The sequence below is a fragment of the Planococcus sp. TJ-201 genome (assembly GCF_058268495.1).
The window spans coordinates 26,905-41,927 of record NZ_JBZDOG010000003.1 but is presented as its reverse complement, the minus strand read 5'-3'; the positions used below and the strand labels follow the sequence as shown (position 1 = coordinate 41,927).

Sequence of the window (15,023 nt, the reverse complement as noted above, 5' to 3'; positions counted from 1 at the left end):
CGCTTCTTTTTGGTGGGATGGAAAGTAACCGATGAGCGAACTAAACATGAACGACTCACACATAATGAAGGGAAAAGTGTGCGTCGAATCCTTTATATTTAGATAACGTCCATGTCCCATCGAGTGATGAATACTCAGATTTCCTACGGTGGTGCGAATGCTATATACTGAATAAACAGACTTTATTATGACGTTCGGAGGGGTTTTCATGATGTTCGAAAACAAAGTAGTGATTGTGAATGGTGGAACGGATGGAATTGGCAAGGAAGTGGTTCGTTTCTTTTGTAAAGAAGGGGCTACCGTTCATTTTACTGGAAGAGATGGCACCAAAGGCTCTCAGGTAGAGAGTGAATGCAACGGGAAGGCTCATTTTACCCAAGTCCATAACGAAAACGTGGAAGAAATCGAAAGCTTTTTTAAAGCACTTGAAAATGATGGGCATACTGTTGATATTCTATTCAACAATGCTGGTATTCTGTCTACAGGAATGGGGCCATTGTCTCGTGTAAAGCTAGACGACTGGAATTATTTACTTGCCGTCAATCAAACGGCGATCTTCGCCTACATGAAATATTCTTTAGTCGTGATGAGTAAGCAAAAAAATGGAGTCATCATCAATAATGCAGCGATCCTTGGAAACGACAAGGTCAATCCGATGCTGCCAGCTTACAGCGGGACAAAAGCTGCCGTTGTCGCAATGACCCAAAGCACCGCACTTCGCTTTGCGAATCAAGGAATCCGGGTCAATTGCATATCCCCTGGCCCTACAGAAACCGACCTGGCCATTAAAGCATATGGCGGAAAAGAGAATTATGAAAAACAATCACAGGGACACCCTAGGGGAAGTTACGGGAAACCAAGTGAGATTGCAGAAGTCGTTCTCTTCTTAGCTTCAGACAAAGCATCCTATATAAACGGTGCAGAAATAGTCGTAGATGGCGGCTACTCATTAAAATAAATAGATTAAGGGGACAGGGGCTTTGTCTTATGACAAAGCCCCTGTCCCCTTATTCGTGCTACTGTGATTGGCCTTGACTTGATAGCGCTCGGATAGCAGCTAGCAGCTACATAGTTGGTCAATAAGCTCTATTTCAGCTAATAAATATTAACGGGACCTGCTGGAGTACCTTAATAGTTTGCCTTTATTTATGATACGGTTCTCCCTTCATAATCCTAAAAGCCCGATACACCTGCTCCACCAAAATCAACCTCATCAATTGATGTGGAAACGTCATCTTCGAGAACGACAACTTCTCATCCGCCCTCTTTAACACTTCATCATGTAGCCCCAACGATCCGCCGATTACAAAGACAATTTTGCTGCGGCCGTAGATCATCAGCGATTCGATGTCTTTTGCCAGCTGTTCGGAAGTTTTCATTTTGCCGTCGATTGCCAAGGCAATAACATAGGCATCGGGTGAAATTTTGGCCAAAATCCGCTCTGCTTCCTTCTTTTTGACGATTTCCATGTCCGCCTCGCTCAATTGCTCTGGCGCTTTTTCATCGGCTACTTCAATTTCATTTATTTTTGTATAGCTTCCGAGCCGTTTTGTGTACTCTTCAATGCCGGATTTTAAATATTTCTCTTTTAGCTTCCCGACACTGATAATTGAGATATTCACATGTTATCCCCCTTCACAATAAATTTACAAACAAGTTACCCACAAATGTTATACACATATCCACAGCCATTTCTACATCTTGTGCCCGATCAGGCGTTTGCCACAAGATACGTTGCAGCCTCTTCACAGTAAGCACATCTTGTGGATAACTTTTCTATTTCTGATAATTCTGTAAGTATTGGATAGCTTTTCATCTCAGCCACAAACATGTCTAAGGCATGCTCCACATGGGTTTTACAGCATTTAATCTCCATTTTTTCCACCTCTTTCGATTTCCGAATATTCCACACAGTTATACACATTTCGTTCTCTTTTATCCACAACCCATTTTAACAGAAGAAAAGAGCTACGGATAGCGAAGCTTTTATCCCTCTGTGGATTGTTAATAATAAATTTACATCAAAAAAGTTATCCACACGCTCTTTTCTCCTTTTCCGAACATTGCATTCTGAAAGTGGTTCCTCAGATTTGCATATTTGAATAGTATTACACTAAAGCATAGTAACAAAATAATCTATTAAACTTCTATACACTCTGAAAGAACGTAAGGCGGCCACTCCAGCGGGAGCAGTGACGGAGCACAGCGAGGGAAGCGGCAGAGGCCATGCCCGCGGAAAACGTCCATCTGAAGTGATTTCTTAAAAAACAAAAAAACCCGCATAGAATCGAATTCTACACAGGCTGACTATTTACTCTATAACGCTGAATTATCAACAAGCTCCAGTTCAAACTCCATCAATTCTCCATCGCGATAAGCGCTGACGGTCATCGTGTCGCCAATTGTCTTTTCGTTATACAAATGCTGGCGCAACTCGATGATGTCCGTGATCGCAACACCATCCATCTCCACAATGACGTCAAACTGCTCCAAACCGGCTGCCTCTGCAGCTGATCCTTCTACCACTGAATTAACGACAACGCCTTCTCTGACGTCTTCAGGAAGGTTCAAGGTCTCTTCACGGTCCACACGCGGCACTTGAAGCAAATCAAGCAGCGTAATGCCCATAGAAGGCCGGATCATTTCTCCGTTTGCTTCAAGCGAACTGATAACCGGCATAGCGGAATTGATCGGAATCGAAAACCCGATGCCTTCCACAGATGAGGTGGCAATTTTCATTGAGTTGATGCCAATCAGCTGGCCGGCCAAATTGACCAATGCCCCGCCGCTGTTGCCGGGGTTGATTGCGGCATCGGTCTGCAGCACTTCTGCCTGCCAATCTTCCTGGCCATCCCCGTCCAAATCCACTGGAACGGCACGATCTGTACCGGATACCACGCCGGTTGTCACAGAACCGGAAAAATCAAGGCCGAGGGGATTGCCAATCGCGATGACCGTCTCACCTTGTTTCAAGGCATCCGAGTCACCAAATTGGGCTACAGCTTGTACATCCGCTCCATCCATTTCCAGAACGGCAAGGTCCGTCCAAATATCACTCCCGACCACTGTCGCTTCCACTTTAGTACCATCCGACAAGGTCACTTCGATGCCACTGGCGCCGTCGATCACATGATGATTGGTCACCACATGTGCCGTGCCGTTGTCATTTTTATAAATAACTCCTGATCCTGTGCCGGCCTCTTGCTCCTGTTCAGGCGATTGCTGGGACCAGAAATCGCCGGCTGCCTGTAAATTGGTGACCCCTACAACGGCATCTGCCGCAATCTCGACCGCTTCAGTCACATCTGTTGTAATATCAACGGAAACTGACTCGGAACGTCCCTCAGTATCCTGTTGGACGATTTGCGTCTGATTGCCATTATTCTCCGGTATCAGCCCCGGCATCGAGTAAAACAATAACCATACCAACAAAGCACCAGCCGCTACTCCGGCCACACCTGCAGCAAATGTCCCAAAACGGCTTGGCCTCTGGCGGCCATGTGGGGTTTGATTGTAATAGCCCATTGCGTTCATCCTTCCTCATTCTTCTATTTGTTTAACCTTAGTGTAGAAATTCGAAACAGACAAAGCAAGCTGGAACAGTCGGAGTCGTGTCTAAAAAAGTATAAATATGTCCATTTTTCTTTGCAAAAATCGTATAGTGGATGTTTGATCTGTTTGTTCTTAACTAGGCTTACTGGAATTTTGGAGTTAGCTAGACTGATGGGAATGCAGGGCGAAGGACAAACATATGCTCCTCCATCGCAATGGACATCCGGCTCTACTTTCCACAAAAAAACAGCCGGAAGCGAATCCGCTTCCGGCTGTTGGTTATACTACAATCAATTTAGTCGGCACATTGGCGTCGGTGTCGAGAAGATCGACATATTCTCCGACAATGATGCCTTTTGTCTGCAGGGTCTGCTCGACGCTCATACGCGCGAGGTCCTTCATGTTGTTGTCCTTGCTCAAATGCGACAGGTAAATGCGCGTCGGCTTTTCAGCGAGTACTTCGCTCATTGCTACTGCCGCGTCTTCGTTTGAAACGTGTCCGACATCGCTTAAAATTCGGCGTTTGACAGACCACGGATAGCGGCCCATCTGCAGCATGCCCACATCGTGGTTGCTTTCAAACACATAGGAATCTGAAGCCTGGATAATGCCTTTCATCCGGTCGCTGACATATCCCGTATCCGTGATCAACGACAGCTTCCGTCCTCCTGCATGAAATACATAAAACATCGGGTCAGCGGCATCATGCGAAACTGCGAACGATTCAATATCAAGCGAACCAAAAGTCTTTACCGTGTCCATATCAAAATGGAATCGCTGCTCCAGCGGAATTGCTCCGACCAGCCCGTCCATTGCGGTCCATGTTTTGGCGTTGGCATAGATCGGCACTTTGTGCTTGCGTGCCACGATGCCAAGACCTTTGATGTGGTCGCTATGTTCATGGGTGACCAGAATGCCATCCAAATCGCTCATTTTTTTGCCGATGGCCGCAAACAGCTCTTCCATCTTGCGGCCGCTAAGTCCCGCATCGACCAGGAAAGAATGCTCCCCGTTTTCGATATAAGTGGCGTTGCCGCTCGAGCCGCTGGCTAGTACACTGAATTGCATAGCAAAAATCTCCTTACTCTACTGCTTCTTCTACTTCTACTTCTTCCTCTTCATTCAACTCAATCACGCCATCTTTGACAGCATTAATAAAATAATCTTCACGGCTGCCATCTGCAAGTTCTGCTTGAATATGCCAGGTTGGGACAAACATTTGACGATTTTCCGATACTTGTACATGGACGGAATAGCCCAATTCAGCTTTGTTGATAGCGGAATCGCGTTCCAGTTCATTTTTTTGGTAAAGCGTGTGAATCGCTTTGATGGCTGATACCAATTCCTTTGGCTCCTGATTTTCAATAATGTCCGTGAACATCGTTTGTTCATAGCGGACAATATCTCCATCGTTGTTCCAATACACCGTTACTTTTCCATCTTCGCTGTAGTATAGCATGTCGCTGCCAAAAGTTTGGAAATATACGGCTTTGTTTTGTTCTTCATCAATTTTCCATAGTTTGTAGGCAGTGCCTTCGTGGACCGTTTCTTCAACGAACGCATTTAAAGCATCTGCACTTTCCGCTTCTCCTGTTAGCGAAACAGGTTCTGGATAAGCAATCTGCAACTTTTTGCTATCTTGAACACTGGCCTGAACGTTTCTGGCAGGTGCATCATTCGCGGTGAAAACTTTTGTTTCGCCGCGAATATAAGGCATGCTTTCCACCTCTTCAGGAAGTTTCGAATAGGTGATGTTATCAAGATCCATTTTGTCGTCCACTGAGGATTCCGCGAGTTCTTCTAGATTTTCAGCTTCTGTATAGCGATTCAAATACAAGGAGTACAAAAAGACATTCAAAATAGAAAAGACAATAATAAAGATGGTCTTGGTTTTATTCCAATCCAAGTTCGCGTCCTCCTGTCATTTCACTCGTCATTTCCGTCCATATTCCATCTGCTTCAAAATACCAGGTGGGCTCGAGCGTAATCAAATACCCATCTTCACTGCGCGTCAATTTGTAAGCGGGAGTGATATCCGTGATAGTGGATAAATCCAAACTATTGAGTTGGGTGAGGGTGTTTAACACTTCCTCGCCCGAGGCAAGAACCGTCATGCTTCTCTCCACTTCAGAGTCCAGTTGGTAGGCCGGCCGGTTATAGCTGTAAGCCTGCTCTTCCCCTTCGTCTATTCCCCAGGTAAGGTCCAGAGACGTCGCCGTTGTCGAGCTGAAAACCGGGAAATCGGCTACATACATCTGATACTCGATTTGTTGCCTGACTGAGTTCATGCCGGTGTAAATATAGCGATCTGTCCAGCCGCCATGCCCATTGACGTAGCTAAAAGAATCGAACAATAAATCGGATGGAATTGCTGGATCGGATGTTTCGGCTCTGGGTTGAATATACCTGATGCTTTTCGTGTTGGGATTTTCCCTTATAAACGCACCGGAATTGCCTGTGTATTCTTGAGTCGTTAAATCAGCGGACAATTCCAATGCCGGTCCATCCAATAGAGCTTCCGCAAATTGTGAAGTCAGGGTGTCTTCCGGCAAATAATCAACACTTGCTTTCTCGACTTCGCCTTCTTGCACATAGACGGGCAAAGCACCAATTGACTCATTTGTGATATAAGTTTCGTACTCTGAAGCCTCTGTTAAGATATCCGTCTGGAATTGTCTCAAGCTTTCAGAAGGAATAGCCGCTTTATAGATTCTGCCGGATACCGTATTGATGAAATAGAGGGCCGGTCGATCGTTGGCAGGTGCATCCCATTCGATAACGATCCGGTCAAAAGACGATTCTGGAATTGCTGTATCGTTAATGTTCGTCATTGTGTCAAATACCGGAAATGGGATGAGACCCGGATAGTAGACAACTGCCCGGTTCGAGCTGTGCATATAAGATTCCATCGTATCAGGAGTCGTTTCTTCCTGCACCACTCGGACATCCTCAATTTGCCATTGCTCCAGTGCATCAAGCAGCAGCTGGACATCACCTTGGTCAGTCGTTCCGGTAACGGCTTCCCCATTATGGAACAGCAGCTTTACCGGACGCACAATTTCTTCTGTATTTTTAGTGTCTGCGATTGGCTCATCGACAGTAGTCGGCGGCTCAATGGTTTCGTGGGAAGGAGTGAACGTCCAGATCGTGAACGTCAATGCCAGACTGAGTAAGATCAGTAGAAATAAAGCACCTGATTTAATTTGCTCTACATATTTCAATCCCACTCACCTCCTCCATCATCCATCTCGAAAGGCAGCGTGAAGAAGATGTTTGTGCCTTTTCCGTATTTGCTTTCCGCCCAAATGACGCCACCATGAGCGTTAATCATTTCTTTAGAAATGGCCAGCCCTAAACCGGTACCACCCATTTCACGCGAACGTGCCCGGTCAACACGGTAAAACCGGTCAAAAATGCGATCCACATTTTCTTTCGGGATTCCCATTCCTTCATCACTAATCTGAATCAGAAGGAAACCTTCCTCCACCGTCATGTCAAAGCGGACTTTGCCGCCTTCTGGAGAATATTTCAAGGCATTGGAGATAATGTTGTCAATTACTTGGGTTAGTTTATCAGGATCGATTTCCACAAAATACTGGTCTTTCGGCAAATGCCGATCAAAGTGAACCTTGTGCGATTTCGACATTTCGAACCGGTCAATGATGCGATTGAAAAAGACATTGAACTCGACCATTTCCTTGCTCAATTCCGTCTCACTCGAATCCATTTTCGACAGCTTCAGCAAATCATTAACGAGCCGGATCATCCGCTCAGTTTCTGTTTGCGTCACATTCAGGAAGTTCGGCGCAAGATTCGGATCTTGCCATGCGCCATCAGCTAAAGCTTCCAAATAACTGCGCATCGTCGTGAGCGGCGTTCTTAATTCATGAGATACATTGGCCACAAATTCGCGGCGTTCAATATCAATTTTTTCCTGCTCTGTGTTGTCGTGCAGAACCGCAATCAGTCCGTTAACAAATCCTGTTTCTTTTTGGATGACTGAAAATGTCGTTCGCAATAAGGTGCTTTGTTCATACGAACTAAAATCAAGTGTCACTGCTTCTTTCATATCAATCAAATCTTCAAAGGTGTATTCTTCCTCCAGCCCCAAGACGCTGGTGACTGGCCGGTTGATCACCGTTTCACGTGAAACATTCAACAATTGCAATGCTGGATCATTGATTAAAATAATTCGTCCACGTCGATCGGTCGACAAGACACCATCTGTCATATTGGAAAGAACCGATGCTAATTTGCGGCGTTCACTTTCCGTTGACTGCTGGGATTCTTGCAGCCTGTTTGTCAAATGGTTAAAGGCACGGGCAAGCTGACCGATTTCGTCATCGCTGTAAACCCGTACTTTACGAGAGAAATTCCCTTTGGCCATCGCCTGTGCCTGCCTCCGCATATCCGCAATCGGCCGGGAAATGGTTTGGGCAACCAAAATCCCTAAAATTGCGGTTATGACCAGAGAAATCGCGGTACCCACTGCAAGAATCGAGTTGATATCGTCCATTTGATCATAGACATTTTCAACTTCCGCCACGACATATAAGGTTCCGAGAATCTCTCCGCCTGCAGCGATAATTGGCTGAGTCCGCACCCAAATCCGCTCATCGCTTTCTTCATCAACAAACGTTTGCTCCAGCTCGGTTTCGCCGACAATAGAGCGCCGCACCAAATCAGTGGTCGAACGTTGCCCAACCAATGACTGGCTCTCGATGTCTGATGAGGCCAGAATGCTGTAGCGCGTATCGACGACTCGTATTTCAATGAGATCGTCCGACTGGAAACCGTATAAAACGGTTCGCAGCGTCTGCTCAAGCGTCAAATCTTCATCTGTCCGCTCTTTGATCATTTCTTCACGGACACTGAACTCGATAATTTCCATTCGGTCTCTAATGGAGCTTTCAAAGTTCCCTTTCAGTGTTTCTTCCAGCTGTTGGGCAAAATAAAGCCCAATAATCTGCATGGCCAAAAGAATCAGCAAAATGTAAATTAACACAAATTTTACGTGTATCGATTTTAAAAAATTAACTTTTGACATTCAATTACTCCTGCTCAGGATTTCGCAAATAATACCCGACACCACGGCGCGTCACGATCCACGCAGGATGACTCGGGTTGTCTTCAATTTTCTCACGCAAGCGGCGGATGGTCACATCCACGGTTCGGACGTCGCCAAAATAATCATAGCCCCATACCGTCTGCAGCAAGTGCTCGCGGGTCATGACCTGGCCGATATGCTTGCCGAGGTAGTGAAGCAATTCGAATTCACGGTGCGTCAATTCGATGGTTTCCTCACGCTTTAGCACAAGATACGCATCAGGTTGGATCGTCAAAGAACCCACTTGAATATCGTTTGAATTTTGCCCTTCGTCTTCTGCGGGCGCGATATTTTGGCGGCGCAAATTCGCTTTTACGCGCGCGATTAATTCACGTGTCGAAAAAGGCTTTGTGACGTAATCATCTGCACCCAATTCAAGGCCCAGCACTTTATCGATTTCCGAGTCTTTGGCTGTTAACATGATAATTGGAAAATCAAACTTTTTGCGAATTTCGCGGCACACTTCCATGCCGTCACGGTTTGGCAGCATAATATCCAACAGCATCAAGTCTGGCTGAATTTCTCCCGCAATCTTGATTGCTTCGTCTCCATCATATGCACACACTACATTAAATCCTTCTTTTTTTAAGTTAAACTGCAGAATGTCTGCAATCGGCTTCTCATCGTCTACAACCAATATTGTTTTACTCATCATTTTTCTCCCCTTTTTTTCTTTCCACGTACACCCTATTTTGTCCATTGAACACTCTTTACTACCCTATACTTTATCATTCTTTAGGCCGTTTCGCACCTATTCAGCGGCTGTGCACCTTGGGCACTCCCGGAAACCCAAGCAGGCCATACAAGCGCTGTGTTACACCACAGCCTTTTCTTTGTCATACAGACCTTATCCATCTCTTTCTTCCTCTTTTATTCTCTAAAAAGTGAACGGCAAAAAAACAGCCGCCAAAGGCGACTGCTTAATAAAAATGGTAACGATGAATTGTAGAATTTGCTCTTTAGACCATTAATCACTTAGCTATGGAGCATAACAACGGAGACTCCCGCGGAATAACGCGGGACCGAAATCCACTCGGACGTTTAGGCCGAGTTAGTTCGGCGCAAGTCCGCAGGAAAGCGGAGTTGTTATGCGGAATAGCAACCCCAGCAAATCAATTAACCCGATTCATCTACTGCTATTAAAAATTATCTCCACACACTCGTTACAATATTCGTTTGGTTACGGTCAGGACCGACTGAAAAAATCGAAATCTGAACGCCTGTTAATTGAGAGATGCGCTCCAAGTAATGGCGCGCGTTTGCAGGAAGTTCATCCAATGATTTGCAGCTTGTCACATCTTCCGACCAGCCTGGAAGTTCTTCATAAACCGGTTCGCACTCATCCAGCATACGCAGGTTTGCTGGGTACTCGGTGATCAGTTCTCCCTGGTAGCGGTAAGCTGTACAAATCTTCACCGTTTCAAGGCCTGTCAACACGTCAATCGAGTTAACCGTCAAATCCGTCAAACCGCTGACACGGCGTGCATGGCGCACTACCACGCTGTCAAACCAGCCAATGCGGCGTGGGCGTCCAGTGGTGGTTCCGTATTCTTTGCCGACTTCGCGGATCTGTTGACCCACTTCGTCATGCAATTCTGTCGGGAACGGTCCGTCGCCAACACGCGATGTATAGGCTTTGCAGACACCAATAACATGCTGAATTGTTGTCGGGCCAACACCCGCACCGATTGTCACTCCGCCCGCTACCGGGTTGGAAGATGTAACAAATGGATACGTCCCTTGATCGATATCGAGCATAACGCCTTGTGCGCCTTCAAACAGGACCCGCAGGCCTGAGTCAATGGCATCGTTCAACACTTTTGATGTGTCCGTTACGTATTTGGCGATTTCCTGGCCATATGCGTAATACTCTTCCATGATTTCTTCTACAGTAAATCCTTCTGTTTCGTAAAACTTCTCGAACAGACGGTTTTTCTCTTTTAAGTTCATACGCAGTTTTTCTTCGAACACAACATGATCCAACAAATCCGCCATGCGAATTCCGACACGTGCTGCTTTGTCCATATAAGCAGGGCCGATGCCTTTGCCTGTTGTTCCGATTTTATTTACTCCGCGGCGCTCTTCTTCCACTTCGTCCTGCTTGATGTGATATGGCAACAAGACGTGTGCACGGTTGGAAATGCGCAAATTCTCCGTTGTCACTCCACGGTCATGCAGGCCTTTTAATTCTTTCACAAGCGCTTTCGGATCCACGACCATGCCGTTTCCGATAACCGATGTTTTATCTTTATAAAAAATCCCTGAAGGAATCAAATGCAATTTGTACGTTTCTCCACCAAAAATAATGGTATGTCCAGCGTTGTTCCCGCCTTGGTAACGTGCAATTACTTCTGCATGTTCAGATAGAAAATCAGTGATCTTCCCTTTTCCTTCGTCTCCCCATTGCGTTCCTACTACTACGACTGATGTCATCGTCCGCACCTCCGTTAGGCATATGCCCTGTCTCAAACAGTATTTATTGTACCAATAGAATGACCAATCGTCAATACAAAACAGAAGAAAACACGAACGTATAAATGTGTTACCACATTTAATGTTCGTGTTTAAAAGTCTCCACCGGATTCGTGTTCGCTCCAGTCGATGGTGACGAATTTATTGTATTCTTTCACAAATGCCAATTTTACCGTACCGGTCGGGCCGTTACGCTGTTTGGCAATGATGATTTCAATCATGTTTTGGTCTTCGGTTTCTTTGTCGTAATAATCTTCGCGGTACAGAAAGGATACAATATCGGCATCCTGCTCAATACTTCCGGATTCACGCAAATCCGACATCATCGGCCGCTTGTCCTGCCGCTGCTCCACTCCACGGGACAGCTGAGACAATGCGATGACCGGCACTTCTAACTCACGCGCCAGCCCTTTCAAAGAACGGGAAATATCCGATACTTCCTGCTGGCGGTTTTCGCCGGATTTACCGGGTCCCGCGATCAACTGAAGGTAATCGATCATGATCATGCCGAGGCCGTATTCCTGTTTTAGACGGCGACATTTGGCGCGAATATCATTGACCCGGATCCCCGGTGTATCGTCGATGAAAATTCCGGCATTCGACAAACTGCCCATTGCCATCGTCAGCTTGCGCCAGTCTTCGTTTTGAAGCGCACCTGTACGCAGCACCTGCGCATCGATATTGCCTTCAGCACAAAGCATACGCATGACCAGCTGTTCAGCACCCATCTCCAGACTGAAGATGGCGACGTTCTCGTCGGTTTTCGTCGCAACGTTTTGCGCAACGTTCAAAGCGAAAGCCGTTTTACCAACAGAAGGCCGTGCAGCCACGATGATAAGGTCGTTGCGCTGAAACCCTGCTGTTATCTTATCAAGGTCACGGAAGCCTGTAGGGATGCCCGTAACGTCCCCTTTACGGGTATGCAGCAGTTCAATGTTGTCATAAGTCTTGACTAAGACATCTTTGATGTGGGTAAAGTCACCGGCTTTTTTCCGGCTCGATACTTCCATCATTTTCTTTTCCGCTTCGGAAAGCAAGGCTTCCACTTCGTCTTCACGGGTAAAGCCATCTTCCACAATCGTTGTCGCTACCCGGATAAGCCGGCGCAGCAGCGCTTTTTCTTCCACAATGTGGGCGTAATGCGCGACGTTTGCTGCCGTTGGCACGGCGTTGGCGATTTCTGTTAAGTAGGATAAACCGCCGACGTCTTCCAATTCTTTTTTGACAGAAAGCTCTTCTGTCACGGTTACCACATCTATCGCTTTTCCGTGATCTGACAGATTCAGCATCGTCTGGAAAATCTTTTGGTGGGCAATCCGGTAAAAATCTTCTGCCATCACAATTTCAGCAACTGTGATAAGAGAAGGCGGTTCTAAAAAGATGGCGCCAATGACCGATTGTTCGGCTTCATGGTTGTGTGGGGGGACGCGATCAATTGCTTCGTTCATCAATCTCCCACCTTACGCTTCTTCAGTAACATGAACTCGAAGCGTAGCGGTCACATCTTGATGCAATTTTACAGGAATGTTGGTATAGCCAAGCGCGCGGATTGCATCGTCTAAATCCATTTTGCGCTTGTCCAATTTAATGCCGTGTTTTTTCTCAAGGGCGGTTGCTACTTGTTTTGTTGTAATCGAACCGAAAAGGCGCCCGCCTTCTCCGGATTTAGCCGTCAATTCGATTGTCAGGCTTTCTAGCTTTTCTTTTAGCTGTTCCGCTTCCTCACGCTCGTGATCTGCTTCTTTTTGTTCTTTTTTCTTCTGGCCATCCAATTTGCTGATCGTTGCCTGATTGGCTTCAATTGCCAAGTTGTTTTTTAATAGGAAGTTATGTGCGTAGCCATCCGCTACGTTTTTAATTTCACCTTTTTTGCCTTTGCCTTTTACGTCTTTCAAGAATATTACTTTCATTCGTTTGTTCCTCCTTCATAATCTTCCAAGATGACCGCTTTTAATTGTCTCACGGCTTCGTCTATTGTTGCATTTGGCATCTGGGTGGCTGCATTGGTTAAATGGCCGCCGCCGCCAAGATTCTCCATAATGATTTGGACGTTTACTTCCCCGAGTGAACGCGCACTGATGCCAATGCCGCCTTCTGATCGCTCAGCCACCACAAAAGAGGCATTGACGTCTTTCATGGTCAACAGGATATCGGCGGTTTGTGCAATCAACACCGGGCTGTAAACACGATCAGGTTCTCCTTTGGCAATGGCAATGCCGTTGCTGACAAATTCCACGGTCTGGACAATTTTCGCACGTTCAACGTAAGTTTCCAAATCTTCTTTCAGGATGCGCTGGACGAGCACTGTATCGGCTCCATTCGAACGCAAGTAAGACGCGGCTTCGAATGTCCGTGCACCGGTCCTCAACGTAAAGCTTTTCGTGTCCACAATAATTCCTGCAAGCATTGCGGTAGCTTCCAGCATAGACAGTTTTTCGTGCTTTGGCTGGTACTCAATCAGTTCAGTCACCAATTCAGCAGTTGAAGAAGCGTAAGGCTCCATATAAACCAGCATCGTATTGGTAATAAACTCCTCGCCTCTGCGGTGGTGATCAATCAAGACGACCCGTTCCATCCGCTGCAAGACCCGTTCATCGATAACCATTGATGGCTTATGCGTATCCACGATGACCAGCAATGAATGCTCGGTCATGTCTGCCAAAGCTTCTTCTGGTGTAATAAACTGCTCAAACAGCTCAGGTGCCCCTTCGATTTCTTCCATCAGCCTCATGACACTACGGTCGTATTCATCAAAATCAATGATGATCCGACCTTTGACTTTATTCATAGCCGCCATTTTGGCCACGCCGACTGCGGCGCCGATTGAATCCATATCGGGCATTTTATGGCCCATAACAAATACCTGATCACTTTCCTGAATCAAGTCACGCAATGCATGCGAAATAACGCGCGCCCGAACCCGGGTCCGTTTTTCAACTGGGTTGGTCTTGCCGCCGTAAAATTTCACTTTTCCGCTTGGATGCTTAATGGCAACCTGGTCTCCGCCGCGGCCGAGTACCAAGTCCAAGCCCGATTGAGCCAAACCGCCAAGTTCAACCAGCGATCCGGAACCGGCACCTACCCCGATGCTCAAAGTTAAAGCCAAATTGTCTTTGGCCGTTACTTCACGAATGTCATCCAGAATAGCAAACTTCGACTGTTCCAGCTCTGTCAAAATCGATTCGTTAAAAACCGCCATAAAGCGGTCAGACGAAATGCGCTTGACAAAAATGCCTTGCGTCGCCCCCCACTGATTGACGAGCGATGTCACCAAACTGTTTAAATTGCTGCGCGTTTGGTCATCCATGCCCTGAGCAAGCTCATCGTAATTGTCAATAAACAAGATGCCGATGACAGTGCGGTCTGCGTGATAAAGCGTCTCAATTTCCAGTTGCTCGGTAATATCAAAAAGGTAAAACAACCGATCATCCGCTTTATAGTAAACGCGGTATTTTCGGCCGCCCAAGGTAATGATCGCGTCTTTTTCGTCATCAGATTTCACAAGTGCTTGAAAATCATCCGACAGTGTATAGAGAGACTCGCCAATTAGCGTATCGTACTCGAGTGTCGATGTCATATAAGGATTCGCCCAATCAATGTTGTATTTATCATTGACCAGCAAAATTCCAATCGGCATCTCCAGCAGTGCTTCTTCTCCGACTTTTTTCATCCGGTAGGACAAGGTTTCGATGTGTTTTTCAGTGGCTTCGTACACTCTTTTTTCCGTCACCCACGCCGCCGTAAAGGCGAGCGTAAAGAGCAGCGTAAAAATTCCAGCTGCCCATTCCGACCAAAGCGAAATCAGAATCGCTGCCGCCATACCAAGAGACAGCAATGCGATCAGCGGATATCGAAGTTTTCTTTTTCTAAAAAAAGCCGACATTATTCTTCA

The 15,023-nt window shown here is 46.3% G+C and carries 13 protein-coding genes; 1 reads left to right on the top strand and 12 read right to left on the bottom strand.

All coding sequences use genetic code 11. The annotated features are described in order from the left end of the window. The first annotated feature begins 208 nt into the window (after window positions 1-208). Entirely contained in the window at window positions 209-958 is a 750-nt protein-coding gene (locus AC4EG4_RS08600) for an SDR family NAD(P)-dependent oxidoreductase (protein ID WP_490987532.1), read from the top strand. A gap of 184 nt (window positions 959-1,142) precedes the next feature. Here the strand turns inward: AC4EG4_RS08600 and rlmH are convergent, their stop codons facing one another. From rlmH to AC4EG4_RS08540, 12 genes are all read right to left on the bottom strand, one after another. Further along, window positions 1,143-1,622 (bottom strand): 23S rRNA (pseudouridine(1915)-N(3))-methyltransferase RlmH, encoded by a 480-nt coding sequence (rlmH, locus tag AC4EG4_RS08595; protein WP_490987531.1) that lies wholly within the window; start codon window positions 1,620-1,622, stop codon window positions 1,143-1,145. 89 nt (window positions 1,623-1,711) lie between these two features. Continuing rightward, window positions 1,712-1,876 (bottom strand): CxxH/CxxC protein, encoded by a 165-nt coding sequence (locus AC4EG4_RS08590; protein WP_490987530.1) that lies wholly within the window; start codon window positions 1,874-1,876, stop codon window positions 1,712-1,714. A 440-nt stretch (window positions 1,877-2,316) separates the two neighbouring features. Next, window positions 2,317-3,525 (bottom strand): S1C family serine protease, encoded by a 1,209-nt coding sequence (locus AC4EG4_RS08585; protein ID WP_490987529.1) that lies wholly within the window; start codon window positions 3,523-3,525, stop codon window positions 2,317-2,319. A 306-nt stretch (window positions 3,526-3,831) separates the two neighbouring features. Then, window positions 3,832-4,620 carry an MBL fold metallo-hydrolase gene (locus AC4EG4_RS08580; protein WP_142830279.1) on the bottom strand — a complete coding sequence of 263 codons (789 nt, stop codon included), beginning with the start codon at window positions 4,618-4,620 and terminating at the stop codon, window positions 3,832-3,834. 13 nt (window positions 4,621-4,633) lie between these two features. Next, window positions 4,634-5,458 (bottom strand): two-component system regulatory protein YycI, encoded by an 825-nt coding sequence (locus AC4EG4_RS08575; RefSeq protein ID WP_490987528.1) that lies wholly within the window; start codon window positions 5,456-5,458, stop codon window positions 4,634-4,636. Further along, window positions 5,445-6,779 carry a YycH family regulatory protein gene (locus tag AC4EG4_RS08570; RefSeq protein ID WP_490987527.1) on the bottom strand — a complete coding sequence of 445 codons (1,335 nt, stop codon included), beginning with the start codon at window positions 6,777-6,779 and terminating at the stop codon, window positions 5,445-5,447. The genes AC4EG4_RS08575 and AC4EG4_RS08570 overlap by 14 nt, the downstream gene beginning before the upstream one ends. Next, a complete protein-coding gene (gene walK / locus AC4EG4_RS08565; protein ID WP_490987526.1) occupies window positions 6,770-8,599 on the bottom strand; it encodes a cell wall metabolism sensor histidine kinase WalK in 1,830 nt (609 codons plus the stop codon). The genes AC4EG4_RS08570 and walK overlap by 10 nt, the downstream gene beginning before the upstream one ends. 4 nt (window positions 8,600-8,603) lie before the next feature. After that, complete coding sequence (yycF, locus tag AC4EG4_RS08560) at window positions 8,604-9,311, bottom strand: response regulator YycF (RefSeq protein WP_142830287.1); 708 nt, start codon at window positions 9,309-9,311, stop codon at window positions 8,604-8,606. A gap of 494 nt (window positions 9,312-9,805) precedes the next feature. Continuing rightward, window positions 9,806-11,092, bottom strand: a complete 1,287-nt coding sequence (locus AC4EG4_RS08555) for an adenylosuccinate synthase (protein WP_490976779.1) — start codon at window positions 11,090-11,092, stop codon at window positions 9,806-9,808. A gap of 131 nt (window positions 11,093-11,223) precedes the next feature. Continuing rightward, entirely contained in the window at window positions 11,224-12,579 is a 1,356-nt protein-coding gene (dnaB, locus tag AC4EG4_RS08550; RefSeq protein WP_490976778.1) for a replicative DNA helicase, read from the bottom strand. Window positions 12,580-12,591: 12 nt separating this feature from the next. Next, window positions 12,592-13,041: a 50S ribosomal protein L9 gene (gene rplI / locus AC4EG4_RS08545; RefSeq protein ID WP_490976777.1), complete on the bottom strand. Its 450-nt coding sequence runs from the start codon at window positions 13,039-13,041 to the stop codon at window positions 12,592-12,594. Then, complete coding sequence (locus AC4EG4_RS08540) at window positions 13,038-15,014, bottom strand: DHH family phosphoesterase (protein ID WP_490976776.1); 1,977 nt, start codon at window positions 15,012-15,014, stop codon at window positions 13,038-13,040. The genes rplI and AC4EG4_RS08540 overlap by 4 nt, the downstream gene beginning before the upstream one ends. Window positions 15,015-15,023 lie beyond the last annotated feature (9 nt).